Source organism: Microcoleus sp. B4-C1 (assembly GCF_036705285.1).
In the GTDB taxonomy this organism is placed as follows: Bacteria; Cyanobacteriota; Cyanobacteriia; order Cyanobacteriales; family Microcoleaceae; genus Microcoleus.
This window is the reverse complement of the sequence record NZ_JAUBUC010000065.1, coordinates 5,759-31,222: the sequence shown is the minus strand read 5'-3', so window position 1 is coordinate 31,222 and position 25,464 is coordinate 5,759. Positions and strand designations below refer to the sequence as shown.

Below are 25,464 nucleotides of genomic sequence, written 5' to 3'. Positions count from 1 at the left end.
CCGAATCAAGTCAATATTAATAATAATAACGCATATGAATTCTCGGATTGAACAGCGCCTCTACAGGTTTTCCCCCTTTGAGATGCTCTTCCATAATCAACGGTACATCACTAGGTTTAACTCGACAATACCAAATTTCGTCCGGGGTAACTCGTACAGTCGGGCCAGTGGTGCACTGTCCCTGACAGCTACTGGCCTCCACTTTCACCCCTGCAACTTGTTGAGCTTCAAAAGCAGCTAGCACTGCTGCTGAACCATTTTTCAGGCAAGATTGATACTGGCAAACCAATACACAGCGCGCTTCTGGTTGGGAGTCTGGTTCTGTGGCTGGAGATTCTGGCATTGGTAAGGATTTATCCGCTCTTTAATATATCTTAACAATCTTTTGACATCCTCACCGGCCTGAAGGCGCGGTGATTCCCTACCAGTCGAACAGAGTTAACTGTTCGTACTTTAGACGGGTTGACAGTTCATCGGGAACTGCCTCAATTGAGGTCTTACACTCCCTCCCTGCCCATTTTGAGTCGTGGATATGCCCTACCCCGACTTGTTCTATATTTTTTGAGGCGTTGTCGTCTCTGTCGTGAAGAGTGCCGCAATTCATACAGACAATTTCTCTCACCGAAAGGTCTAACTTGCCCCAGCGGTAACCACAATCCGAACAAACTTGGCTGGTTGGTTCCCATCTGCTGATGACAACTTGCCTCACGTCCAACTTTCTCCGACTTAGACTCACACATTGTTCTGAATTCCCGCCATCCAGCGGAGCTGATTGCTCTGGATAATTTGCGGTTCTTCAGGAGTCCGGAGACGTTTAAATCTTCTAGGGCGATAACTTGGTTCTCGTTTATCACCTTAGTCGATAGTTTATGCAGAAAGTCCTTGCGGATATCTCGCAGTTTTGCTTTGAGTTTCGCCACCTTCAATCGCATCCGTTCACGCCGCTTTGATGTTTTAGAGCGTCGTGATAACTTGCGTTGAGAGCGTCGAATTTTACGGTCTAACTTTGAGTAGCTGGGGCTTGCCACTCGCTCTCCCGTGCTGAGCGCCGCAAAAATTTTTATGCCCAAATCAATACCCACTGCTGGGTTAGAAGCTAGCTTGGTTTCGGGCTGCACCTCAACAACAAAACTAAGGAAGTAGCGCCCTGCGGTGTCTTTAATAACGGTGACTGAACTTGGTTCAGACGGCAGAGGTCGCGACCATTTAGTCTTAATACACCCAATTTTGGCTAAGAAAACCTTGGCAGCTTTGATGCTAAATCCCCCTTTTCGGAAACGGGCTGACTGTCTGTTTGTCCGCTGCTTAAATTTAGGGGGATTAACCTTTTTGCCTTTTCTTTTTCCCTTAATAGATGCGAAAAAGTTGTTCCAAGCTACACCTAAATCAGCAATAGATTGCTGTAATGGGATATTAGAAACCTCGCTCAACCACTCACGCTCTTGGGTCTTTTTGGCTTGAGTAATGCATATTTTTTGCAAATCTCCATTGCTAGGTAGTTTCTCCGATTTCTTACACAGTGCCAGAGCGTCGTTCCATACGACTCTCACACAACCTTCATAGCCTTGCCAGGTCTTTGCGTTGTTGCTCGGATGGATAAATTCGGTACTGGTAGCGTGATTTCATGCTAGTATTGTACACCATATATCCGTACAAACTCATGAAAAAACGATTAGATTTTAGGCTCGAAGACTTTGAATTAGAGATACTTGAAAAATATTGTGTGGCGGTTGGCAGAACTAAGTCTGATGTTCTTAGAGAGTTAATTAGGAATTTGAAAACCAAGAAAAAGCCGTCCTAGAAGGACGGGGCTTGAATCCCATTAATTTTGGTCAGACCGATCGCTCGCCGGAGTCCGGCAAAGGGCAGAATTTTATAGTGCGATCGAAAAAAACAGCAAAATTCTGGCATTCAAGCTTTTTCCTTCCTTCTACTTTCTAACGAATCCCTTCAGCAGAGCTGCCTTTCTTCAGTCTGTGCCGCCCTTTCCCTATATGATCGATTTAGAGCAACAACTCAATCAACCCCTAATCATGCCAAAAACAGTAGCCGATGTAATGAGCCGCGACCCGATTTTGGCGCGACCCGAAATGCCCTTGAACGAAGCGATTAAAATTTTAGCCGATCGACGCATTAGCGGTCTTCCCGTCGTAGATGAGAATGACTTGTTGGTAGGAGTCATCTCCGAAACCGACTTGATGTGGCGGGAAACCGGCGTAACTCCGCCCGCTTATATCATGGTGCTCGACAGCGTGATTTATTTGGAAAATCCATCTCGTTACGAGCGAGAACTCCACAAGGCTTTAGGACAAACAGTAGGAGAAGCGATGAGTAAAGAACCCGTTACCATCGGGCCAGATCAATCTGTCCAAGAAGCTGCCAAACTGATGCACGATCGCAGCATCCACCGATTGCCGGTGCTTGATACTGCGGGCAAAGTAATCGGCATCCTCACTAGGGGAGATATTATTCGCTCGATGGCTGCCGAATCTTAAATTAACTGTTGCAGTTCCAGGAGTGTATCAGAAAATGAGTCGATCACTCCTTAAATCTCGCTTGCTTTTGGCAATTACCAATTACCAAATCTAAAATCTCAAATCTAAAATCTCAAATCCGATGAGCATTACCCCTGAGTCTGTCGAACAATTGCTGAATTCCGAGGATTTTGGCGAAAGACTGCGAGCAGTCAACCAACTGCGACAACTAGAACCCGCGAGCGCCTATAAACTAATTCAAATTGCGATCGGCGATAATAACGTCCGGGTTCGCTACGCAGCAGTCAGCCAATTATCAACCCTCGGCACGCAGAATCTACCGAACGCTTTAGAGGTACTGCGAAACAGCCTGAACAACGACCCCGAACCCGACGTGCAAGCAGCCGCCGCCGATGCTTTGGGCGCATTGAAATTAACCGATGCTTTAGAAGATTTGCAGCAAGTTTATAGCAGTACCTCTGAATGGCTGGTGCAAATGAGCATCGTTGCTGCTTTGGGAGAAATGGGAGATCCGAAAGCCTTTCCCATGTTAGAAAATGCCCTGACTTCTGAAAACGAATTGATCCAAACCATTGCGATCAGTGCATTAGGTGAATTGGGAGATAAACGGGCGCTGCCGCTGCTGCTTCCCTACACTTCCAATGCTGATTGGCAGATCCGTTACAGAGTAGCTCAAGCTTTGGGGCGGTTGGGCGGTGCAGAAGCACAGACAGCTTTGGAAATTCTCGCCAAAGATGAGGTTGAGCAAGTTGCTCAGGAGGCTAAAGCCGGACAGGAAAATAGTTTGAAATCTTGAGATTGCTTTCGTTCGCGAACAAGCCTGCGCGGTTGTGAATTTTGAATTAATTTAGAATTTTTTGTGAAGATTCTACTAAAAACTCTGTTCGCGATCGCACACAGAATTCAGAAACCCGGTTTCTTCCTATATTTGTCGTTCCTCTCTGCAAAACTCGTAGAAACCGGGTTTCTAGCCAGCCAGCCAGCGGGCTGGTTGCGTAGCGTAAACCATACTAATCAGGAAAAATCTAAAATCTAAAATCTAAAATTGTATTGATGCCAGGGGCGATCGCAAATTCCTTTGAAACTCTCCTTAAATTCGAGCGTACTCTTCCATTTCCCAATCATAGCCAGCCTCTTGACATCCCCAGTTTGAGAACAGCTATAATCAAAATAAATACAGCAGCGGCAGGGATTAACACAATTATTGAATTGTGCCGGGCCAGCTAGCGATCGGGGAAACTATCGTTAAGAGGGTAAGTCATCTACCAGCAAAAAAAACTCTTAAAACTCTTGAACGTCCCCATGCTTGAACAACTACAAAATTCCGGTTATCAGTCCTCTGACATTGTAATAGGAGAGCGATCGGTCTCTCAAGTTGCACCAACTTCAACCACCAATCAAAACTTTATTAATAGAGTTTTAGAACTTACCAACATCGAACGCAGCAAATTAGGTTTGTCCCCGCTAACCTTAAATACTCAATTACTAAATGCGGCGGGAAATCACAGCCAAAACATGGCACTGCAAGACTTCTTTTCCCATACCGGAAAAGATGGTTCGTCATTAGGAAGTCGGATTTCTGCAACGGGCTATCAATTCTCAGCGGCCGCAGAAAACATTGCTGCGGGTTCTTCTACACCCGAACAAGTTGTATCATCGTGGATGAACAGCAGCGGCCACCGCGCTAACATTCTTAACCCGAATATCAAAGAAATTGGGATTGGTTACTATTTCTTAGCCGACGATACTGGCACAGAAAATTGGAATCACTATTGGACGCAAGTTTTTGCGACTTCTCTTGACGGTAGTGTCAATCCCGCGCCGACACCGACACCGACTCCCACACCGACTCCCACACCAAACACTATATCTATTACTTCGCCAATACCCAATGCTACAGGGGACGGCATCCCGACGACAGCACCCAAAAATACAGCCAGCGACGGCAATTATTTCCTATCAGATAGTGCGGATAATCAAATACCGACAAATGCTGCGGGATTGCCAATTTTTGCCCTTTCCGGCAAAGACAATATCACGGGGGGAGAAGGTGTTGATAGCATTAATGGAATGCAAGGTGCGGATACAATTAATGGCGCAGGAGGCAATGACAGCTTATCCGGCGGCAAAGAATCTGATTTAATTGATGGCGGTGTTGGCGATGATTTTATCAGCGGCAACAACGATAACGATCGACTAATCGGATCTGACGGTAACGATACTATTCGCGGCGGCAAAGAAGATGATGTCTTGATTGGCGGTAACGGATCTGATTTGTTGGCGGGCGATCGCGGGCAAGATATTCTGACGGGCGGCGACGGAAATGATACGTTTATCTTGGCAGGAGGTTTGTCTGCTTCGGCTACTTTAATTAGTGCCGATGTAATTGTCGATTTGGGGGCTGGGGATAAAATTGGTTTGACTGACGGTATCGGGTTTGCAAACTTGACTTTGGAAGCTGTGAGTTTGCAGTTGGATGGAGGGGCAAGCATCGCTTCTACGGCGATTAAGTCTGGTAGTAATTATTTGGGAATCGTGCAGGGTGTAAGTGAAAGTCAGCTTACGGCGATCGTTTTTGTGAATGGGTAACGGGGAATCGGTAGTGTAAAATTTCACTTATGCAGCTTGTAAGGTGCGTCAGTTGGTAGGGGGATTTGATGGGTAGCCCAGATTGTCGAAGCTGACGCACCCTACTACTTCAGTTGTTATAGCAATTCTCCAAAGTCTTGCTACAAACTGCATGATTACTAAGAGGATTTTGTATGAAAAAAGTAGCCGTGTTTGGCAACGCTGGAGGCGGTAAATCAACTCTCAGCAAGAGATTATCAGAAATCACTGGTTTGCCACTTTACGCCTTGGATAAGATTAAATATCAATCTGGGGGCGCTGAGGTTCCAAATGAAGAATATAAGCGTACCCATGAGAAAATTTTGCCTACTGACCGATGGATTATAGACGGTTTTGGTTGCATGGAAACCGTCTGGGTTCGACTCAACGAGGCAGATACTCTGGTTTTTGTCGATCTGCCCCTATACGTGCATTTCTGGTGGGTGACTAAACGGCTGATTACAGGTAAGTTTATACCGCCAGAAGGCTGGCCCCAAAAGAGTCCGATCTTGAAGAGTTCAATTAATAGTTACCGCGTTCTTTGGTTGTGTCACAAGTATTTGACTCCCAGATATCGCGAGTATGTCGATCGCGCTCAAAATACCAAAAGTGTTTATCACATCAGATCCACTGAAGAGATTTCACAATTTTTTGCATCGATATCGCAAATGACAGTTGACGGTTGACAGTTGGCAGTTGGCAGTTGTTAATGACTAATGACTGCTGACTGCTGACTGCTGACTAATGACCAATCGATGCTACTGCCGATCGCAAATTGCCTTGAAACTCGCCCAAAATTCGATCGCACTCTTCCTTCTCCAAATTAGTCCAGTGCATCATCAAAGCTAACTTAACAGACTTGCCACTTTTTTCGAGCAAAAAACCCGCCTCATCCCGGTTCAAATCAGTCAAATCCTGCAACATCCGCACAGCCCGATCGCGCAATTTCTTATTAGTAACCGCCACGTCAACCATCCGATTGCCGTAAACCTTCCCCAGCTTCACCATTACCCCAGTCGAAATGATATTTAAAGCCATTTTTGTGACTGTACCGGCTTTCAAGCGCGTCGAACCCGCCACTACCTCCGGGCCAACCAACAACCGAATATCAACATCAGCCTCAAAATTCACTTGTTCGACGGGTACGCAAGCCATAAACACAGTTTTCGCCCCCCGCTGGCGCGCCGCCTGCAAAGCGCCCGCCACAAACGGCGTCGTACCCCCAGCCGTAATCCCGACAACCACATCTAAGTTGGTAATTTGACGGTGGGCGATCGCCTCAGCCCCATCCTCAGCCCGATCCTCCAAATCCTCCGAACTCCGCACCAAAGCCCCCGCACCCCCGGCAATTATGCCCTGTACGAGTTCTGGCGGCGTGCAGAAGGTGGGGGGACACTCGGCGGCATCCAGCACCCCCAAACGCCCGGAAGTACCCGCACCGACGTAAAACAGGCGGCCTCCTAGACGCAGAGACTCGGCTGCAATGTCGATCGCTTGGGCTAACTCTTCGCGGGCCTGGGCGATGGCGCTTAAGGTTTGGGCGTCTTCCCGGTTGAACAAGTCCACTAATTCGATCGAACTGAGTTGGTCTAAATTCTCGCTGTTGGTATTCACCTGTTCAGTCAGCAGATGGCCCCGTTCTTCCAAATTCTTCATGTTTTTTTATTAGTCATTAGTCATTGGTCATTAGTCATTGGTCATTAGTCAACAGTCAACAGTCATTAGGTGTACACAATAGGGTACGCATTGCCGGCCCGCTGGTTAGCTTGGTGAAGTCGTGACTCAAAAGCTCGAAATTTGCGCTTGCGGGCGATCGGCTAAATCTACTTCCGACAGAGAGGCAATTACCCATTACCCATTACCAATAACTGCTGACTAATGACTAATGGCTATTACAAAAGTCCTTCGAGTCGGCGGCGAATAGAATCCAGTTCGTTTTGGGAAACCTCAGAATCCGGATCGGAATCGGGTTCGGACTCCGGCTGCCACTGAGTCTGTGTTACATTGTTTTCTGGCGGAATCTCCAGCGCCCCCGCCGGTATCAGTTCCCAATCATAATCAACACTGTTACAGAACTCCTTAATTTCCTCATCGTCGATCGCCTCGACAGTGGGCTCGGGGAAATCCTGAGCTTCCAACATCACGCCAAAGCGGGTGGCGTCGTCTTCTGACTCAAACATCAGAACTTTATTGCGATCGCCGAGTTGAATGGTATGAATTCCCTCGTTCTCGGTGCGGGCATTGAAGAGTAAGACGAACACTCGCATAAGTTTTAAAGACCTTCTTAACCACCGTTTTTTTATCTTAGGAGCGATCGGGCGATTTTAGATTTTAGATTTTAGATTTTAGATTTTAGATTTTAGATTTGACCCCTGATCTTGCACGCGCGGGGATCGAGAGGATTTAGGGGAGTTGGAGGACTTGGTATTAGGTCTTGTTGCGTGTTTTGATTAAGTTTGGTAAAGGTTCTTGGACTCTGCCCCGCAGTGGGGGGCGTGAATCTTGAAATTCGATCCTGTGCGTTGGCGTAGCCCCCGTAGGGGCGGGCAACGCTAACGCCCGATCGGCACTTCCTACCTCACTTGTGAGTCTACCAAAGGCAGAAGCCACCCAGGCGGATCGCAGAAATTATACCTGTCTAAAATCGGCTGATTCCCTTAATTCCTGAATTCTCTGATTTCTGAGAAACACCCATGACTAACTCCGACGATAACAAAAATCAACTCGCACCCCGTCCCCACCGCCGCTGGTGGCGTCTGCTGCTGCTTAGCGGTACGGGATTGACCATTCTCGGCTTGGTTGGGGTTGCCGTAGCACAGGCGTGGGTGCGGGAAAAGTTAGCTCCTTTGGTGGAAACTGAAGTCAGTCAGTTGCTGAAGCGGCCTGTGCAACTCGGACGTTTGGAGAGATTTTCTCTGAGAAGTTTGCGGTTTGGCCGATCGACTTTACCTGCAACTCCTACAGATCCCGATTACGCTTCTACAGAAGCAGTGGAAGTGCAATTTTCAATTTGGCCGCTGCTGTTCAACCGCACTCTCAAATTAGATATTACTTTAGTTAAACCCAACGCTTATATCGAACAGGATGCTACAGGCCGCTGGGTTAATCTTCCCACTGCGGAGCGGAAATCTCCGGGTTTATTTAAAACTGAACTTGAGGCAATTCGAGCTGAAAATGCCGCCGCAGTTTTGGTGCCGAGTCCCGCAGTTGGACAGAAAACTTCGGCTCCGATTTCTGTGAATTTGAAAAATGGCAGTGCTCTATTTCGCGACCAAAATCAGCGCATTCTCTACGAACTAAACGGTCAGTTTACTAATAGCGATAATTTTATAGTGAAAGCAGATTCTCTGTTACCTGCGGCTCAAACTAACCTACAGTTGCAAGGTCAAAATTTGCCTTTGCCCGACCTCGATCGCTTGCTGAAATTTCCCGGTATTTATTTACAAAAAGGTCTGGCTAACGGCAATTTGACCGTGCAATTGCGAGACAATAAAGTATCGGGGATTACCGGAACGGCTAGTTTTGGAGGAGTGCAAGCGAGTATTTCTCCCTTAAAACAAATTATACAAAATAGCAGCGGTCAGTTGCGGTTTCAGGAAACTAATTTGATAGTCGATAGTCTGGCCGCTAATTACGGTTTAATTCCGCTGAGAATAGCAGGAACAGTTGCAACAGGAACTAATTTTAATCTCCAACAAGCTAGCTTCAATCTGACAACTAACGTGCAACCAGTCGCTTTGGCAAGTGTTGTCAGTGCGGTGGAAACAGAGTTAGGGAAGAAAGTAGTATTACCCGTGGCTGTGGCGGGGGAAGTGAAGGCGGATGCCAAGCTGACTGGAACAGTTGCAATGCCGGTGCTGACTGGTACGATCGCCTCGACAAAACCCGCTACAGTCGATCGACTGCAATTAAACAATATTAGCACTAATTTCAAATTGGAACGGGGGAGAATGGCTCAAACCCCAACTCCCAATTCTCAATCTTCTATTCCCCCGTTTTCCTCTTTAGCTTTGACTTTGAGCGATATTTTGGTAGTGCCGACGGCGGGGGGTAAAATTGGCGGCAAAGGTGAAGTCGATCTAGCTTTATCAAATGAGAATTCGCGATCGGGTTTAGTGTTTGACTTCCAAGCTGAAAACGTACCAGGAGACGCGATCGCCCAAATTTACGCTCTCCCAATTCCTGCTACTATTAATATTGGCAATGTCTCTGCAAAAGCTCAAATTTTCGGCCCGTTAGACAACATTCAAACGAGAGTTCAATGGCAAGCACCGCAAGGAACTTTCCCTGCTGCAGGCGAAATTCGAGCCGGAGGAAATTCGGCGGATTTGCAAAATACGGTTGTGAAAATTGGCGACGCTTCTGTGAACGTGGATGCTGCGTTAACAGGCCGTCAGTGGCAAGCTTTGATCGAGGGCAATGGTGTGGATCTCAACAGTTTGCAGCAAGTCCTGCCAGACCTTAATTTGCCTCCTGAACTGGCCGGTTTGTTCAGCGGAACCGCCGAAGCTGCGGGAACTCTGGACGATTTGAGTTTAAATGCGATCGCTGCGATGGGCAAAGGAAGGCTGAATATTGCTGACAGTATTGTTGATGTTGATGCCGAACTAGAATCGGGTAACTGGCAAGTTTTTGGCAACACTGAAAAAGTTGCTGTCAATCAATTAATTGATATTGGCTTGCCGTTTTTAGCACGGGAAACGACCGCAAATCTAGACAATCTAAAATCCAAAGTCGAAAATCTAAAATCGTTAGGCGGGCAGCTAGCAGGTGAATTTCAAATCGCGGGCAATGTTGACAATTTGACTGCCGGCGGAATCAATGTTAATGCCAACGGTAGACTCAATTTTGCCGACAGCAATGTCAATTTACAAGGAGAATTAGTAGCGGGAAACTGGCAAGCAACAGCACAAACCGATCGCACTTCCATCAGCCGCTTAGTAGATTTAGGATTGCCGATTTTAGATGTGGCTTCAGCATTCAATCCCGAAAATCAGCAATCTGCCAATCTCAACAATCTAAAATCTAAAATCCAAAATCTAAAATCGATCGACGGACTGCTATCGAGTCAATTTACAGCATCGGGAAGTCTTGACAATTTGACTGCTAGCAGCATCAATGCCAGCGGCAGCGGCAGACTCAATCTTGCCGACAGTGATGTTAATTTTAAAGGAGAATTGGCAGAGGGAAATTGGCAGGGAACAGCAGAAACCGATCGCACTTCCATCAAACGCTTAGGAGATTTAGGATTGCCGCTGTTAGATGTTGGCTTAGCTTTCGCTGCTGACAATCCCCAAACAGTCGCCAATATCAACAATATAAAATCCCAAATCCAAAATCTCCAATCGCTTGACGGACAAATATCCAATCAAATTCAAGCCAGCGGCAATCTTGATAATTCAACCGCCGCCGATATTTCTGTCAACAGCAGCGGCCAACTCAATATAGGCGACGGTACTGTTGCTTTTAGAGGTAAATTAGAAGACAGACGCTGGCAAGCTTTCGCCGATGCCGATCGAGTTATTCTCAGTCGTTTAGAACAAACGGTTCGCAATCTCCAACTATTTCCGCTAACGGCGACTTTGCCTGAAGGATTTGACGGCAGAGTTAACGGCCAATTCCAAGCAGCGGGCAGTTTGGATAACTTGACAGCGAAGGGAATTAGTGCTAGCGGAGAAGGAGTGATTTTGGTCGATCGACTAGGGGCGATCGATACTACAGCCAAATTGGAAAACGGCAACTTGCAAGCATTGCTGGAAACGAACGGAATTGCCGTCAGTAATTTAGAACAAACCCTCAAACAAACAGGTTTGCTGACAGCGGATTTACCGCCAGAAATTAACGGAACCCTCGACGGCCAAGTCCGCATTTTGGGAACAGTAGATAATCTAACCGCCAACGGCATCACCGCCAACGGCGACGGACAAATTCGACTCGCCAACGGCGGAGGAATTGTCAATGCTAAAGGCCGCGCCGCATCGGGGAATTGGCGCGCGTCAATCGAGGGCGAGCAAATTGCTCTAAGTCGCTTCCAGCAAGCCTTTGAGTCGCAGCGACAAAGCTTGCAAACCGGAGGTGTAGTCTCTGGTGCCCAAAATCTACCCCAGCTTGCAGGACTGTTTAACGGCAATATCAATTTATCCGGCCCGATTGGGGCGGGCACGGGGGCACCGCCCCTACAAAATGTTCGCGCCGGCGGCAGTTTCCGCATCTCGGAATTGCCGTTTTTGAAACAACCTTTTGAGGCAGTATTTAATTGGGACGGCCAACGGGTGGAAATTGAGAACGCCACAACTCCCGGTTTGACAGCAAACGGCTTTGTTAACGTCGAACTCGAAGGTCAAGGAGGGCCCTCAATTTCCAACTTAGATTTGGATGTCAAACTTGCCAACTTTAATCTGGAAGCTTTACCAGCAGAACAACTAGCATTTTTGAGACCAATTGGTCTCAAAAATCCTTCAGAGAATAATCTTCCCCTGCGCGGCAATGTAGATTTTACCGGCAGCCTCAGCGGCACCCTCAGCGCCCTCAGCTTAGTTGGCGACGTGGAAGTGCGGGATTTAGCAGTAAATCAAATCGCTTTTGATCCGGTACTGGCGGGGACTGTGAATGCGGATGCTGGGAAAAGTGTAGATTTGCGTTTGGCCGGCGTCAGCGACAAAATTGAAGTAGCTTTAAATCAATCTTTTCTGCCGACATCTTTCTTAATTCAACGCGGGGAATCTGTGGCTAGGGGCCAAACCGAGGGAGAAACTTTGCGAGTTAATTTAAGCGATTTTCCCCTCGCTGCTTTGAATCTATCACCGGGGAAAGAGGCGGGTTTGGGGCCGATAACTGGTACGGTTTCGGGACAAGTAAATGTGCCCGGTTGGAAGATGCCGTTAAATCCGGCGACTTTGCAAGCAAGCGGACAAATTGCGATCGCCCAACCGGCGATCGGCTACATTAAAGGTGACAGTTTCCAAGGCGAATTCAGCTACGCTAACGGCAGCGCCACTCTCACAAACGGCATATTCCGTCAAGGCAGCGGTCAATACTTAATTTCCGGTAATGTTCAAACAGGGCCAAACCCGCAATTTGCCGGGAAAGTTAACGTCCAGCAAGGCAATTTGCAGCAGGTTTTAACCGCTTTGCAATATTTCAATTTAGGCGACTTGGCTAGAGGCCTAAAACCTCCGGTTTACGGTGACAGCGGCGACGTGCAAACTGTGGCAGTGGGAGAACCAGAATCCCCGCTAATCGAACAGTTGCGCCGTTTGGCAGAAATTGAAATACTTTTGCAGCAGCAACAAGCAGTGGAAGCATCAGAAAAATTGCCTCCCTTATCCCAATTGCAAGGCACTTTTGGTGCGGAAATTGCTGTCGCCGGTTCTTTGCAAACTGGTGTGCAAGCTCAATTTAATGTGAAAGGTGATAACTGGCAGTGGGGAGAATATGTCGCTGAAACGTTCAGCCTTGAAGGCAGTTTTCAGGACGGAATCTTAACTGTTTTGCCTCTGGAAATTCGATCGGGCAAAAGTGCGATCGGCTTTTCGGGACAACTCGGGCAAAAAGCTCAATCCGGGCAGTTGCGGGTAGAAAATGTGCCCGTGGAAGAGTTAGCAAAACTGGTGGAATTGCCTTTTGTGGATGTCACTGGAAATTTGAATTTGCGGGCGAATTTGGCCGGCAGTTTGGAAAACCCGCAAGCCACCGGGGAATTGAGTTTGCTTGAGGGTACGCTAAACGGAGAACCGATTAAACAAGCCGACGGCAGTTTCAGTTACAGCAATGCCCGCTTGAATTTTGGCGGCAGCGCTTTGGTAACTCAAACCGAACCAATTGAAGTGCAGGGAAGTTTGCCTTTTGAGTTGCCGTTTGCAGCCGTGAAAGCTGATAGCAATCAAATCGATTTGAGGGCGAATTTGCAAAATGAAGGTTTGGCAATTATTAATGTATTGACTCCCCAAGTGGCGTGGGTCAGCGGCCAGGGACAGGTGCAAATTCGCGTGGGAGGGACGCTGGAAGACCCTGTAGCGCAAGGAATTGCAAATTTTGAAAATGCAACCGTCCGCGCGCAAGCCTTCCCAGAACCGCTGACAGGGCTGACTGGGACGGTGCGCTTTGAGGGCGATCGTATTCGGGTAGAAGGAATTCGGGGACAGTTGAGTCAGGGAGAAGTTGTCGCCGCTGGCGTGATTCCGTTGTCTGTGCCCTTTGCTGAGGGCGATGTCGATGCGGATAATCCTTTGGCTGTAAATTTAGACAAGTTGGCAGTGAACCTCAGAGGATTGTACAGCGGCGGCGTAGTCGGTCAAGTGCAGGCAAGGGGCACGGCTAGGCGTCCGCAGTTGAGCGGTAATATTGAACTGTATGACGGTGAAGTATTTCTCCGAAGTCCCGGCGGCGGCAGAACTGAGTTAGCTTCTTCCTCTTCTGCTTCTGATTCTGATTCCACATCTTCCCCTTCCCCTGCGACTGAGGTTGCTGATTCCCCTTCTGCTGCGACTTCCCCTTCCCCTTCCCCTTCCTTTGAAGTTGGATTAAACGATTTGCGGCTGAATTTGGGCCGGGGAATTCGGGTAACAAGTGCGCCGATATTGAGTTTTCAGGCGACTGGGGGTTTGACGGTGAATGGAACTTTAGATGACCTTCGCCCGGAGGGTACGATTCGGTTGACTTCCGGGTCGGTAAATTTGTTTACAACGCAGTTTAGACTCGATCGAGGATACCCGCAGACTGCTACCTTTGTACCAACACAAGGACTCGATCCGACGCTGGATGTGAGATTAGCAACTTCGGTGCAGGAAGTAACGCGGTTCCGCACTCCCGGCACATCTGTAGCCTCTGAAATAGCAGACGAACCGACCAGTTTCGGCAGCGTGCGGAGTGTCCGAGTTCAAGCGTTAGTGCAGGGAAGGGCTTCTCAGTTGGGGGAAAATCTGGAGTTGAGGAGTTCTCCGAGTCGATCGGAAATAGAAATTGTAGCGCTATTAGGCGGCAGTTTCGTGGAGACTTTGGGACAGGGAGATAGTACACTGGCGATCGCAAATTTAGCCGGTGCGGGTTTATTGAACAACCTTCAATCTGCGATTACTAACGCCACAGGATTAAGCGAATTTCGCTTATTTCCCACTCGAATTAGAGGCAACGAAGCACAAAGTGCTAGTTCCAGTTCAGGTGCGGGTTCTCTCGGTTTAGGTTTAGAAGTTGGGTTTGACATCACGCGGAATATTTCAGCATCAATCATTCGAGTTTTGTCAGCAAATCAACCGACAGAATTTACTGTGCGCTATCGATTGAGCGATAAACTTTTACTCAGGAGTTCCAGTAATTTTCAAGGAGACAACCGCGTCACCGCTGAATATGAATTGAGGTTTTAGGCATCAGCCAACAGCCAACAGCCAACAGTTACCAATTTCTCAATAATTTGCTATAATAGTAACAGCAGCAAATTGATACTGCTAACCCCACACACAAGGTTATAGGAGTTAAGTCAAATGGCAAACAAACTCCAAGTTAATACACAGTCGATCGGCTACAGCGACTTTTACTGGAACCGCTTTAGTCCGAGAGTGGCGACTATCAGCAGTGTCCGCAACGCCAATCATTGGGAGGGCGGATTTCTCACCTATATTGCATTTCCCACAAAAGTAGAAGCTACAGCAGCAATGAAACATTTGCTATTGAATCAAAAAGCTGCTGATGTCGATATGCGGAAAGCCAAGCGCATGAAAGCAAAAGGCATTCGGTGGGAACTCAAAATTCGGGGTTTAGCTTTTAATGAAGTGCTGAAGCTTGCGACGATGGATATAACTGGAAAGCTAGTTATGTCACCTGCAACTACTACTGAAGCCACAGGCTGATAAAAGCATTCAGATAATAGGTTGGGTTGAGACAACAAAACCCAACCCTTCCAATATTAGCCAATATCCATCTTCCTCTCTTGTCTCCTCCTCTGTGTCCTCAGCGCCCTCTGCGGTTAATAAAAAAATCCTCTAAAATATATGCGTTTCATCAGTCCCAAAACAGACTTTGCCTTCAAAAAAATATTTGCTTCTTCCGAACATCCAGAAATCTTAATCAGCTTCCTAAATGCAATGCTGTATAACGGAGAACCAACAATCCAAGAAATAGAAATCATTGACCCTTATTCAGCCGGAAGCGTTACAGGATTGAAAGACACTTACCTGGATGTCAAAGCCAAGATTACCGGCAACAAAACCGTGATTGTGGAAATGCAGGTACTCAACGTCGCCGCCTTTGAAAAACGGGTAGTATACAATGCAGCCAAAACCTATTCTACTCAACTCAAAGCCGGAGAAGGTTATTTAAAGTTAAATCCGGTCATTGCTTTAACCATCACCGACTTTATCTTATTTGAAAACACCGAAAAACTAATTTCTAACTTTGAATTCACAGAAACAGAAGAGAAATTCGTCTATCCCAACTGCGAGATAAAATTAGTGTTTGTCGAGTTACCGAAATTCAAAAAAGAATTGAATGAACTCGAAACTCTGCCGGAAAAATGGCTCTACTTTATGAAAAACGCGCCATCTTTGGAAGCAGTACCAGATACATTGGGGTCTATTGAAGAGATTAATACCGCGCTGGGAATTGCCAACCGAGCCAATTTGACACTTGACGAATTGAATGATGTAGATAAGCGAGAAATGTTTATCCAAGACCAAATCGGGTCTGTGATGAAAGGGATAGAAATTGGTATACAACAGGGGATTGAACAGGGAATACAACAAGGAATCGAACAAGGAATCGAACAGGGAATCGAACAAGGAATCGAACAAGGAATCGAAAGGGGTAAAATTGAGGGGGAAATAGGATTAATTATGCGTCAGATAGTGCGGCGGGTGGGTGAGGTAACACTGGAAGTTCAAACTCGCATCCAGGGGTTATCTGGGGAACAGTTAGATGATTTGGGAGAAGCTTTGTTGGATTTTAGGAGTCAAGAGGATTTGCTTGCGTGGTTGGACTCGGCGGGATGAACTGAGGAGTTATATCATGTCCGATCGATTAACCATAATATCCCGGTCGGGGCGGGTTTTTGAGATTGTCAATTATTGGCAGATATTGTTGGTGAACCCGCCCCTACCTGATTTCGGGCGAAGCGAAGCGGAGGGAATTGACCGGACATGATATTAAACTGAGAGTCAGGGATTTTTAACGCGGATTTGGTATAATTCCCAATCTTCCATTCATTTAAACTTTAGTATCTGCGGGAACTTCCCTCTGTACCAGCGTCCAACCTAACAGCGCTAAAATAAGACCGAGGATAAGAAATCCTAAATCCCAAGCTAACTCGTTGATACCGGGTTTGACGTGGTGGATTCCCAAAATTTGATGGTCAACAATGCCTTCAACAAAGTCAAACAATCCAGCACCAATTAATATTGAACCGAAAAAAGTTTGAGTTGACAAAGGAACATCTTTGCGCTTCACAGCACGCCACAAACAGAAGATTCCCGCTACTGTTACCAACCAATCCGCAGCGTGAAACAATCCATCTCCGAGGGTATTTAATTCTAAACCGGCAACGGTAGAATCGGTTTTAACGCTGCTAAACATATGGTGCCACTGGAGGAGTTGGTGCAGCACAATGCCGTCAAAAAAGCCGGCTTGACCGATACCGAGGAGAATTCCTGCGATAATTAGAGGTCGGCGGTTGTTAACAGCGGTGGCTGGTGCGTTTGTGCGATCGTCCAATAGAAAACCTCACATCCTTTAACTGCTGAGCCTGGGTCGGTGAAGGGATTTGCCAGTACATTTTTTAGTTTTGCTGGGGAGGAGGGGCGATCGCATCATCCGCGAGAGAGATTTCTGGACTTGATGGGGGCTACAATTAAATCGGTTGAGCATTTGAGATCATTTTCGTGAATTAATTCTGATGATTTATTACGCCTGTAGGGGCGGGTTCACCCTAACTTATCAGACACCACAAAAAATATTGTAAACCCGCCCCCACCACCGGATTCTCGGTGAATTTCCCCATCTAGTTTAGATTAAATCCGCCAATCAATTAGAGTAATTCATTGGGCGGGGGCGGGTTTATTTAGATTGTTATTGAGGGACATAGATATTGGTGAACCCGCCCCTACAGAACCTTTGTCTATGCAAATACTGCTTCTACGGCTTTCGGCAATGCGATCGGCACGAAATACGCGACTGGATACAAATAATCTTCGCCTGATTCATCAATAACTCGGATAAATTGATGTTCCGCAGCGCGATTATCCGGTATTATTTGGTAAATTTTTCGCACTTCCAAGGATGCTTGATAGTCTTGATTGTTAATGCAAACTACAAATTGTGTTTCTAAGTTATGGGGATTCATGACTCCTCCTATAAAATATATTTGATTTTGATTTCTTTTTTTCCAATGCCGTGTGCTTCGTACCAATGTAGCTCAGCTTCGCAGGCTGTACCATCAGCAAGGATAATTGTTGCAATTCCTTTGAGTTTTCTCCAACGTCCATTACCATAATTTTTCTGCAAACGTTCCACTTCCCGAATTGATTTACCTACTGCTATTGTTTCAATATTAGTAATGTTTCCGATAATTTGAAAGTTCATTCGACATCAAACATTATGTTAACAATTAGTATCACTGGTAGCCTTTTAGCCCAGTCCGGTGAGTGTCTGGTATACGAAACGTAGAATTGGCGAGGTTTCGTGGTTCAAGCTTTGGTTATTATAATCTTCACGAAACCCCAAAACGCTTAGATGCTAAACTTTATAAGTCTCGACGTGAGAGAAGAAGAGCAGCAACCGCGCCACTCCCCTTGATTCTTATATACTCTTGTGAATCCTGTGTTTCAACCCCTTCGGAACGATACAGCCACTGAGCTAATAGCCCAGGAAGGTTGCCAATTTCTGCATTAGAAGCTAATTTTATTTGACTAGCAGACAGCCAGCGACCGCTCAGACGCCATCCCACGCGATCGCCAAACTCTTGCCAAATTTTCTGATCAGATTTCCTAGTTCCTCCTACACTTTCGTAGATATTCTTTTGCACTGAAAAGCCAAAGCGTCCATGACTATATTTTACCCAAAGTAGGTCAATGGTTCCCAAGTCTTCAACAGGAAAGCTATTAATATCTGAATTCATGAGGTAGCCAAGCGATGTGCTATTCGCTACTTCTAGCATTTTTTTAGTGGTTTCCTCATCCGCCTCTTTCCATTTTCCGCTAGCCAGTAAATCACGCAACTTGGTATAGTCTACTCCGCGATAGGATTTGAGAGGAGTATCAGCCTCAGTCGAAATAGTATTAACTACAGGCGTAGATTGTTGAGATAATGGAGATTGCGATCGCTTTTCAACGCTGGCACCAACAGAATTATTTTGAGACGACACCTCATTTTCTCTCCTTGACACAGCAATTTCTTTAATTCCATTAATAGCATCGATATCGCCTGGAGATGCAGCTAATACGCGAATCCACCACTGTTCTGCTATATCCAAATCTTTGTTTACGTGTTGTGCACAATAAGCATCAACTTTCATTTGAGCAACATCATGTACACTTGCATATTGCGGGCAAATAATTAAGTGCGACTTCGCGAGCGGCTCTGCAATAACGTAAGGTGTTTGTCGCACTTTTTCACTTTTGTGTTGCCGGATAAGTTCAGGAACTCGTGAACTCAAATAATGATCCAATCGCTCAACAGTGGCACATTTACCTTGAACACCTAACCCGTCCAGCAGTGCTTTTGTGAAAATACCCTGCTGTAAATCTTCAATTTCATAGGACAATTCATTAGGACTGCAAGAAAAAAAGGTAATAACTCCTTTTTGTCGCGCAACTTCAGCGGCTTGATTGCCGATTCCTTCTCCTGATTTACTCCCTTGATCCCGACAAGCATCCAGAATCAAAATAACATTATCAGCCCCGCAGCGGCGCAGGCGTTCTGTCACGAAATTAATTGGAATTGCCGTATGTTCAATATCTTCCGGATCGCCATCGCAAGGCATCAAATAATCATAGCCGTTATGGCGCCTCCCGTGACCGCTGAAAAAGAACCAAAAGTTATCTCCATCCCTCATAAAAGGTTTTTCAAACATTGTCCTCAAAACTCGCTTCAGATTAATAAAAGAAGGACGAGTTGATTTACCTTTAATATCAGGCGAGTCCTCGGAGAAGAAAAGAACTTTATCGAAGCCCCCCTGCTTACGAAGAAATTCCTGCATTAACTCTGCATCCCGCTTGGCATACTTCAGCGGTTGCAGGAAATCATATTTATTGATGCCAATTGATATCGCCAAATTCTTTCCCATCTCACCTTAAGACTTGCGTTTAAATCTCAACAATACAGTTCTGGTATCTGCAACTTTAGCTCCCAGACCGACTAAACTGAAAGAACCCTCGGCGTTAATCGCAACGGATAACTCAATTTCAGATAACTCGATCGATTTCATGTCAGCTTCCGCATCCGCACGGGTGAACATTTGATCTACCGTTTGCATGAAGTCAACCAATTCTTTTTCTAATTTCTTGATACTGACATTGTGAAGTCGCAAGCTATCAACCGCTTTTGCCGCCTGCTTTTGGGTCGGTTCATTTGGCTGCGCGTCCCAAGTATCACTCCAATCCACACCTATATGTCCCCCATTCTTCGCACCATCAGAACCAGGTGCATCAGGAGACTGATCCGAAGTATCGGCAGTCACAATCCAAATCGTTTCATCTGGCATAAGTGTTTAAGACTCCAAACTATCGAGATATTTTTGCTAAATGCGATCGCGCACAATAACTTTATATTCTACCTAAAATTTATCAACTGTTAAACAAGCCCCGGATTTATCTCTGGAATGGGCATCTTGCCCGCCCACAATGTTAAATTTTAATACTAAAAAATCGATCGCCCTTACCCCCAAAACTACATAACGTGACATACAAGTTCGTAGACGTAAGCCGGGGCGTAGCCATCGTACTTCTATCAAAAATCCTAAATCCCAAAACCTCATTGTCCAAACAGACCCTTTCTATGGCAACCTGAAAAACAGCAGACACATTTTTATAGACCTTAGTAACAGAACACTAGCAACCAGTTATGCAAACTCTGCCGAACCCCACTAAAACCCCCACCACCGAACCAACCTTCGACACCACCATCAAACGCCGCAAAACCCGTCCCGTCAAAGTCGGTAGCGTCACCATCGGCGGCGGCAACCCCGTAGTAGTTCAGTCGATGATTAACGAAGACACCCTCGACATCGACGGTTCAGTCGCCGGAATTCGGCGCTTGCACGAGATTGGCTGCGAAATCGTCCGCGTCACCGTGCCCAGCATGGCCCACGCCAAAGCTTTAGCCGAAATCAAGCAAAAACTGCACGCCACCTACCAACCCGTGCCCCTCGTCGCCGATGTCCACCACAACGGCATGAAAATTGCCCTGGAAGTGGCCAAACACGTAGACAAAGTGAGAATCAATCCCGGACTTTACGTGTTCGAGAAGCCGAAAGCCGACAGAACCGAATACACCGACAGCGAATTCGCGGAAATTGGCGAAAAAATCCGCGAAACCCTGGAACCTCTGGTGATTTCCCTGCGCGACCAAGGCAAAGCTTTGCGAATCGGCGTTAATCACGGTTCCCTCGCCGAACGGATGCTTTTTACCTACGGCGACACGCCCGAAGGGATGGTGGAATCGGCCCTGGAATTCATCAAAATTTGCGAATCCCTCGACTTCCGAAATATCGTAATTTCCCTGAAAGCCTCCCGCGCGCCGGTGATGGTTGCTGCTTACCGCTTGATGGTGCACCGGATGGACGAACTCGGCATGGATTACCCGCTGCATTTGGGCGTGACGGAAGCAGGAGATGGCGAATACGGCCGCATCAAATCCACCGCAGGCCTCGCACCTTTGTTAGCTGACGGTATCGGCGACACCATCCGCGTCTCGCTGACAGAGGCCCCAGAAAAGGAGATTCCCGTTTGCTACAGCATTCTGCAAGCCTTGGGACTGCGGAAAACGATGGTTGAGTATGTCGCTTGTCCTTCCTGCGGTCGCACTTTGTTTAATTTAGAGGAAGTGTTACACAAAGTGAGAGAGGCGACGAAGCATCTCACCGGTTTGGATATAGCAGTAATGGGCTGTATTGTCAATGGGCCTGGAGAAATGGCTGATGCTGATTACGGCTACGTCGGGAAGCAACCGGGTTATATCTCGCTGTACCGGGGCCGGGAAGAAATTAAGAAAGTCCCGGAAGACCGAGGTGTGGCAGAATTGATTGACTTGATTAAATCGGACGATCGCTGGGTCGATCCTTAATTGCTCTCGTTAGCGCAGCCCTCGGAGAGGATCGCCCCTAATGCGTGTTTTAAACCCGGAGATCCCCCCTAACCCCCCTTAGTAAGGGGGGGACAAGAGCGATCTAAGTCTTTGTTAAGGGGGGACAGGTGAGGTTAAAGTCAACCCCTACTCCCCTTCTTAAGGGGGATTTAGGGGGATCTAGGCTTCGATACAAACGAGAAAGACAGAGGGTTTCACTCTTAAGTTGATACCGCAGAACTCAGCAAAGTGGAATAATATATGTACGCCAACTACGACCGAGCCTTGCCTGTGTTAGATTGAGCGTAATTATTCTGAACTCTTTTTCTCCCGCGCGTCAGACAAATGGTTATAACAAAACGAGGGCTTGTTCTAAGTGCAGCAGCGGTGGTACTCACTGCTGTAACTCTTGCGAACACTGGTTGCAGTTCTAAATCTCTGGCTTCTTTTCGGGGAAGCCCTAAAGAGTTAGTTGATGAAGTTTGGCAAATTATTGACAAAAGTTATGTAGATGGCACTTTTAACCAGGTTGACTGGAAAGCGGTGCGGAATGATTATTTGAACCGGACTTATACCAGCGACGACGAAGCTTACAAAGCAATTCGGGAAATGTTGAAGAAGCTGGATGATCCTTATACGCGGTTTATGGACCCTCAAGAGTTCAGAAATATGCAGGTTGAAACTTCTGGGGAACTGACAGGAGTTGGGATTCAGTTGACTCAAGATGAGGAAACCAAAAAGTTGGTGGTGATTTCGCCGATCGAAGATACCCCTGCTTTTAGTGCTGGTATTCTGGCAAAAGATATTATTACTAAGATTGACGGCAAGAGCACAGAAGGCATGGATACGAATCAGGCGGTAAGTTTGATTCGCGGTCAGGTGAATACTGAGGTGACGCTGACTATTTTGCGGGGAAACAAGGAATTAGACTTTAAACTGAAACGCGCTAAAATTGAAATTCATCCTGTGCGGAAGTCGGTGCAGAAAACTCCCATCGGAGAAGTCGGCTATATTCGCTTAAACCAGTTCAGTGCGAATGCTGCATCGGAAATGCGATCGGCAATTAAGGATTTGGAACAGAAAAAGGTAACGGGCTATATTTTAGACTTGCGTTCCAATCCCGGCGGGTTGCTGTACGGAAGTATTGAAATTGCTCGGATGTGGCTCAAAGAAGGTACGATCGTCTCGACGGTCGATCGAGTCGGTGAGGCTGATAAACAAACGGCAAATAAGGGAGCGATCACAGACAAACCGTTAGTTATACTGGTAGACGGCGGTTCAGCAAGTGCTAGCGAGATTCTATCCGGTGCTTTGCAAGACAACAAACGCGCGGTTTTGGTGGGAACAAAGACATTTGGTAAAGGTTTAGTTCAGTCAGTACGAGGCGTGGGAAATGGTGCCGGTTTGGCGGTGACAATTGCCAAGTATTTTACTCCCAACGGCACTGATATCAACAAGGCCGGGATTGAACCGGATTTTAAGGTAGAACTCACCGAGGCTCAAAAACAGGAATTGAGGCGCGATCGCGATAAAATTGCTACGACGGCCGATCCGCAATATGCGAAAGCTATGGAAGTTTTGACAAAGCAAGTTACTGGTAAAACAGGGAACAATAAGGCGGAGGCGAAACCGAATGCTGCGCCAGCTAAGCCGAATGCGGCGCAAGCAAAACCGAGTGCGGCACCGGCTAAATCCAAGTAGTTTTTAGTCACAAAAACTTCAGTAAAGAAGGAGTAAAGTCCTCACTACGAACCAGGTTTGTAGTGAGGACTTTAGTCCTTCTTATCTTCAATCTAAAATCTAAAATCTAAAGTCTAAAATTTGGTTGGTTGGCATTTGCCGGCGCGAATTAATCCGATGCGACGGGCGATGGCATCTTCGGGCGAATCGTAAGGGCCCCACTTTTCAATAATACTGGGGTTTTGTTCTTCGAGTTGCGCGATCGTCTGCGAGGGCTCCGCCAACGGCAAAATCTCGCAATTACCGGCAGGACGTTTGATAATATAAAATTTGGGTGTTTCTGTCATAGCTAAATTCGTCAAATAAAAGCTGGATATTAACTAGGCAATGGGATCATTATATCAAATAAGTAAACGGCAATGCGGTGTCCCAAGTGTGCCTTAGCATTAAACTCGCAGTCAGAAAGTAGTTGAAACCCCTACCGGACTGCGGATTTAACCGCCGGGAACTAATAAGAATTAAAAAAAACTAACACTTTCGGAAGATGTCACAAAATTTATCTATGATAAAAATATAGACATTTGTCTAAACAGTGCATTAAATCCTTTCAAAAGCACCCAAATATTCTAATCAATACCAAAAAAACCATGCAATTTCTACCCAAAACCATCCCCGAAATTCAACCAGAAATCATATCAGTTAAAGAATCACCGCCAGAACTTGTTACTTTCGATGTCGGGGGGATGAAATGTGCTGGTTGCGCGAAAGCTGTGGAACGCCAACTCATGCAGTATTCAGGCGTAATTTCAGCTTGCGTTAACTTAGCCGTAGAAGTCGCGACGGTTGAGTGTCAACCGGGGACTGTCGATGCAGAAGCTTTAGCGAAAAAGTTGACTGATAATGGATTTCCCTCTCAGTCTCGTTGTGGTGAAAATCAGCGGGAAGCAGAAGCGGCAACAATTGAACGGCGACGGCAAGAAATTCGACAGCAAATCAAGCAATTGACGATCGCCCTAATCCTAATTATTCTATCCGGTTTAGGTCACGTACTCGGCACAAAAGCCCCAATTCTCAGCAATATTTGGTTTCACTGGGGACTCGCCACCCTAGCTTTGCTGCTACCGGGCCGCCCGATTATCGTTGATGGGTGCCGCAGTTTGTGGCGAAATGCACCCAACATGAATACTTTGGTGGCTTTAGGCGCTGTCACAGCTTACACCGCTAGCAACGCGGCGCTGCTGTTTCCACGGATGGGATGGGAGTGCTTTTTTGACGAACCGGTGATGCTGCTGGGCTTTATTTTGTTGGGCAAAACTCTCGAACAGCAAGCCAGACGGCGCGCTGCATCAGCTTTGCAAGCTTTAATCGCATTGCAACCAGCGAAAGCCCGCTTAGTAGATTTTAAACTCGCAAATTTAGATTTGCGATCGGAAGAATTGCCTTTAAACTTGACATCAGAAGTCTACGATCCACAATACATTGAAATTCCTGCCGATCGCGTCCGAGTCGGAGAATGGCTGCAAGTTTTGCCCGGGGAAAAGATACCGGTAGACGGTGAAGTCTGCGAAGGCAAAACAACCATAGATGAGTCGATGCTGACTGGCGAATCAATGCCGGTTTTGAAGCAACCAGGAGATACAGTTGCGGCGGGAACTATCAATAAATCCGGGGCAGTTGTGATGCGGGCAACTCGCACCGGTAAGGAAACAACTGTAGCTCAAATGGTGGCTTTGGTGCAGGCAGCCCAAACTCGCAAAGCGCCGATTCAAAATTTAGCTGATACTGTCGCGGGATATTTTGTATATGGGGTGATGGGGATATCGGTTTTAACTTTCCTATTTTGGTATTTTGCCGGCACTCATATTTGGCCTTCTGTGCTTTTAGGACACGGGGCAATGGATATGGGACACGGGGCAATGAATATGGGAAATGAATTGCCAATTATCCATTATCAATCGCCTTTGCTCTTAAGTTTGAAATTGGCGATCGCAGTTTTAGTCATCGCTTGTCCTTGCGCTTTGGGACTGGCTACCCCAACTGCAATTTTAGTCGGTTCTGGCATCGGCGCGGAGCGCGGGCTTTTAATTCGCGGTGGTGATGTTTTAGAACGGGTGCATCAATTAGATACGGTGGTTTTTGATAAGACTGGCACTCTGACAACCGGAAATCTCACACTCACAGATTATTTGCCGATTTTCCAGAATTCGGAGTGGGATTTGAACTCCGATATTAATGTTGGAAACAAACAAGATGCCTGTTCCATAATTGATGGATTTTCTGGCAACAAACAAGATGTTTGTTCCACAATTGATGGGGTTTCTGGCAACAGGCAAGATGCCTGTTCCACAATTGATGGGGTTTCTGGCAACAGGCAAGATGCCTGTTCCACAATTGATGGGGTTTCTGGCAACAGGCA

Annotated in this window: 20 protein-coding genes and 1 pseudogene; 10 read left to right on the top strand and 11 right to left on the bottom strand. The window is 46.7% G+C overall.

Annotation, left to right across the window (positions count from 1 at the left end):
* Positions 1-16 precede the first annotated feature (16 nt).
* From QUB26_RS22845 to QUB26_RS22835, 3 genes and pseudogenes are all read right to left on the bottom strand, one after another.
* Positions 17-343, bottom strand: a complete 327-nt coding sequence (locus QUB26_RS22845; protein WP_333242334.1) for a (2Fe-2S) ferredoxin domain-containing protein — start codon at positions 341-343, stop codon at positions 17-19.
* 78 nt (positions 344-421) lie between these two features.
* Complete coding sequence (locus QUB26_RS22840; RefSeq protein ID WP_333300731.1) at positions 422-709, bottom strand: zinc ribbon domain-containing protein; 288 nt, start codon at positions 707-709, stop codon at positions 422-424.
* Positions 710-764: 55 nt separating this feature from the next.
* Positions 765-1,550 (bottom strand): annotated as a pseudogene (locus tag QUB26_RS22835) (RNA-guided endonuclease InsQ/TnpB family protein); the annotation flags it as partial.
* 483 nt (positions 1,551-2,033) lie between these two features.
* On the opposite strand from QUB26_RS22835, the gene QUB26_RS22830 reads away from it, so the two are divergent.
* From QUB26_RS22830 to QUB26_RS22815, 4 genes are all read left to right on the top strand, one after another.
* Positions 2,034-2,495 (top strand): CBS domain-containing protein, encoded by a 462-nt coding sequence (locus QUB26_RS22830; RefSeq protein WP_333248306.1) that lies wholly within the window; start codon positions 2,034-2,036, stop codon positions 2,493-2,495.
* Between the two features lie 121 nt (positions 2,496-2,616).
* Entirely contained in the window at positions 2,617-3,291 is a 675-nt protein-coding gene (nblB, locus tag QUB26_RS22825) for a phycobilisome degradation protein NblB (protein WP_333242344.1), read from the top strand.
* Positions 3,292-3,797: 506 nt separating this feature from the next.
* A complete protein-coding gene (locus tag QUB26_RS22820) occupies positions 3,798-5,084 on the top strand; it encodes a CAP domain-containing protein (RefSeq protein ID WP_333319848.1) in 1,287 nt (428 codons plus the stop codon).
* A 173-nt stretch (positions 5,085-5,257) separates the two neighbouring features.
* Positions 5,258-5,788: an adenylate kinase gene (locus QUB26_RS22815; RefSeq protein WP_333242350.1), complete on the top strand. Its 531-nt coding sequence runs from the start codon at positions 5,258-5,260 to the stop codon at positions 5,786-5,788.
* A gap of 55 nt (positions 5,789-5,843) precedes the next feature.
* On the opposite strand, the gene murQ is transcribed toward QUB26_RS22815, so the two are convergent.
* Positions 5,844-6,758: an N-acetylmuramic acid 6-phosphate etherase gene (murQ, locus tag QUB26_RS22810; RefSeq protein ID WP_333242354.1), complete on the bottom strand. Its 915-nt coding sequence runs from the start codon at positions 6,756-6,758 to the stop codon at positions 5,844-5,846.
* 236 nt (positions 6,759-6,994) lie between these two features.
* Positions 6,995-7,369 (bottom strand): DUF3110 domain-containing protein, encoded by a 375-nt coding sequence (locus QUB26_RS22805; RefSeq protein WP_333056206.1) that lies wholly within the window; start codon positions 7,367-7,369, stop codon positions 6,995-6,997.
* A 426-nt stretch (positions 7,370-7,795) separates the two neighbouring features.
* Here QUB26_RS22805 and QUB26_RS22800 point away from each other — a divergent pair, with 426 nt between their 5' ends.
* The 3 genes from QUB26_RS22800 (at position 7,796) to QUB26_RS22790 (ending at position 16,084) form a co-directional block, all read left to right on the top strand.
* On the top strand, positions 7,796-14,464 hold the full coding sequence (locus QUB26_RS22800; RefSeq protein ID WP_333319846.1) for a translocation/assembly module TamB domain-containing protein: 6,669 nt from the start codon (positions 7,796-7,798) through the stop codon (positions 14,462-14,464).
* A gap of 117 nt (positions 14,465-14,581) precedes the next feature.
* Positions 14,582-14,947 carry a hypothetical protein gene (locus tag QUB26_RS22795; RefSeq protein WP_333242363.1) on the top strand — a complete coding sequence of 122 codons (366 nt, stop codon included), beginning with the start codon at positions 14,582-14,584 and terminating at the stop codon, positions 14,945-14,947.
* Between the two features lie 141 nt (positions 14,948-15,088).
* Complete coding sequence (locus QUB26_RS22790) at positions 15,089-16,084, top strand: Rpn family recombination-promoting nuclease/putative transposase (protein WP_333319844.1); 996 nt, start codon at positions 15,089-15,091, stop codon at positions 16,082-16,084.
* 214 nt (positions 16,085-16,298) lie between these two features.
* Here the strand turns inward: QUB26_RS22790 and QUB26_RS22785 are convergent, their stop codons facing one another.
* The 5 genes from QUB26_RS22785 to QUB26_RS22765 form a co-directional block, all read right to left on the bottom strand.
* Complete coding sequence (locus QUB26_RS22785; protein ID WP_333242365.1) at positions 16,299-16,802, bottom strand: DUF2243 domain-containing protein; 504 nt, start codon at positions 16,800-16,802, stop codon at positions 16,299-16,301.
* Between the two features lie 403 nt (positions 16,803-17,205).
* Positions 17,206-17,430 carry a hypothetical protein gene (locus tag QUB26_RS22780; RefSeq protein WP_333242366.1) on the bottom strand — a complete coding sequence of 75 codons (225 nt, stop codon included), beginning with the start codon at positions 17,428-17,430 and terminating at the stop codon, positions 17,206-17,208.
* 8 nt (positions 17,431-17,438) lie between these two features.
* Positions 17,439-17,669: a hypothetical protein gene (locus QUB26_RS22775; RefSeq protein WP_333242379.1), complete on the bottom strand. Its 231-nt coding sequence runs from the start codon at positions 17,667-17,669 to the stop codon at positions 17,439-17,441.
* 160 nt (positions 17,670-17,829) lie between these two features.
* Positions 17,830-19,371, bottom strand: coding sequence for a GUN4 domain-containing protein (locus tag QUB26_RS22770; protein ID WP_333242381.1), 1,542 nt, complete (start codon positions 19,369-19,371; stop codon positions 17,830-17,832).
* A gap of 6 nt (positions 19,372-19,377) precedes the next feature.
* Positions 19,378-19,788 (bottom strand): Pepco domain-containing protein, encoded by a 411-nt coding sequence (locus tag QUB26_RS22765; protein WP_333242384.1) that lies wholly within the window; start codon positions 19,786-19,788, stop codon positions 19,378-19,380.
* A gap of 359 nt (positions 19,789-20,147) precedes the next feature.
* On the opposite strand from QUB26_RS22765, the gene ispG reads away from it, so the two are divergent.
* Complete coding sequence (ispG, locus tag QUB26_RS22760) at positions 20,148-21,368, top strand: (E)-4-hydroxy-3-methylbut-2-enyl-diphosphate synthase (protein ID WP_333242385.1); 1,221 nt, start codon at positions 20,148-20,150, stop codon at positions 21,366-21,368.
* Positions 21,369-21,713: 345 nt separating this feature from the next.
* Positions 21,714-23,069 (top strand): carboxyl-terminal processing protease CtpC, encoded by a 1,356-nt coding sequence (gene ctpC / locus QUB26_RS22755; protein ID WP_333053137.1) that lies wholly within the window; start codon positions 21,714-21,716, stop codon positions 23,067-23,069.
* Positions 23,070-23,182: 113 nt separating this feature from the next.
* Here the strand turns inward: ctpC and QUB26_RS22750 are convergent, their stop codons facing one another.
* The gene (locus QUB26_RS22750; RefSeq protein ID WP_333319841.1) at positions 23,183-23,395 is read right to left on the bottom strand and encodes a DDE transposase family protein; all 213 of its coding nucleotides are present in this window, start codon (positions 23,393-23,395) and stop codon (positions 23,183-23,185) included.
* 300 nt (positions 23,396-23,695) lie between these two features.
* On the opposite strand from QUB26_RS22750, the gene QUB26_RS22745 reads away from it, so the two are divergent.
* Positions 23,696-25,464 (top strand): cation-translocating P-type ATPase (locus QUB26_RS22745; protein WP_333319839.1); only part of this gene is annotated, 1,769 nt, incomplete at its 3' end.

What these genes read in the sequence shown, in the direction of transcription:
- nblB (WP_333242344.1), top strand. Translation starts at nt 2,617, where the DNA reads ATGAGCATTACCCCTGAGTCTGTCGAACAATTGCTGAATTCCGAGGAT.
- QUB26_RS22780 (WP_333242366.1), bottom strand. Translation starts at nt 17,430, where the DNA reads ATGAATCCCCATAACTTAGAAACACAATTTGTAGTTTGCATTAACAAT.
- QUB26_RS22845 (WP_333242334.1), bottom strand. Translation starts at nt 343, where the DNA reads ATGCCAGAATCTCCAGCCACAGAACCAGACTCCCAACCAGAAGCGCGC.
- QUB26_RS22765 (WP_333242384.1), bottom strand. Translation starts at nt 19,788, where the DNA reads ATGCCAGATGAAACGATTTGGATTGTGACTGCCGATACTTCGGATCAG.
- QUB26_RS22795 (WP_333242363.1), top strand. Translation starts at nt 14,582, where the DNA reads ATGGCAAACAAACTCCAAGTTAATACACAGTCGATCGGCTACAGCGAC.
- ispG (WP_333242385.1), top strand. Translation starts at nt 20,148, where the DNA reads ATGCAAACTCTGCCGAACCCCACTAAAACCCCCACCACCGAACCAACC.
- QUB26_RS22775 (WP_333242379.1), bottom strand. Translation starts at nt 17,669, where the DNA reads ATGAACTTTCAAATTATCGGAAACATTACTAATATTGAAACAATAGCA.
- QUB26_RS22815 (WP_333242350.1), top strand. Translation starts at nt 5,258, where the DNA reads ATGAAAAAAGTAGCCGTGTTTGGCAACGCTGGAGGCGGTAAATCAACT.
- QUB26_RS22800 (WP_333319846.1), top strand. Translation starts at nt 7,796, where the DNA reads ATGACTAACTCCGACGATAACAAAAATCAACTCGCACCCCGTCCCCAC.
- QUB26_RS22790 (WP_333319844.1), top strand. Translation starts at nt 15,089, where the DNA reads ATGCGTTTCATCAGTCCCAAAACAGACTTTGCCTTCAAAAAAATATTT.
- QUB26_RS22830 (WP_333248306.1), top strand. Translation starts at nt 2,034, where the DNA reads ATGCCAAAAACAGTAGCCGATGTAATGAGCCGCGACCCGATTTTGGCG.
- QUB26_RS22750 (WP_333319841.1), bottom strand. Translation starts at nt 23,395, where the DNA reads ATGACAGAAACACCCAAATTTTATATTATCAAACGTCCTGCCGGTAAT.
- ctpC (WP_333053137.1), top strand. Translation starts at nt 21,714, where the DNA reads ATGGTTATAACAAAACGAGGGCTTGTTCTAAGTGCAGCAGCGGTGGTA.
- murQ (WP_333242354.1), bottom strand. Translation starts at nt 6,758, where the DNA reads ATGAAGAATTTGGAAGAACGGGGCCATCTGCTGACTGAACAGGTGAAT.
- QUB26_RS22805 (WP_333056206.1), bottom strand. Translation starts at nt 7,369, where the DNA reads ATGCGAGTGTTCGTCTTACTCTTCAATGCCCGCACCGAGAACGAGGGA.
- QUB26_RS22820 (WP_333319848.1), top strand. Translation starts at nt 3,798, where the DNA reads ATGCTTGAACAACTACAAAATTCCGGTTATCAGTCCTCTGACATTGTA.
- QUB26_RS22770 (WP_333242381.1), bottom strand. Translation starts at nt 19,371, where the DNA reads ATGGGAAAGAATTTGGCGATATCAATTGGCATCAATAAATATGATTTC.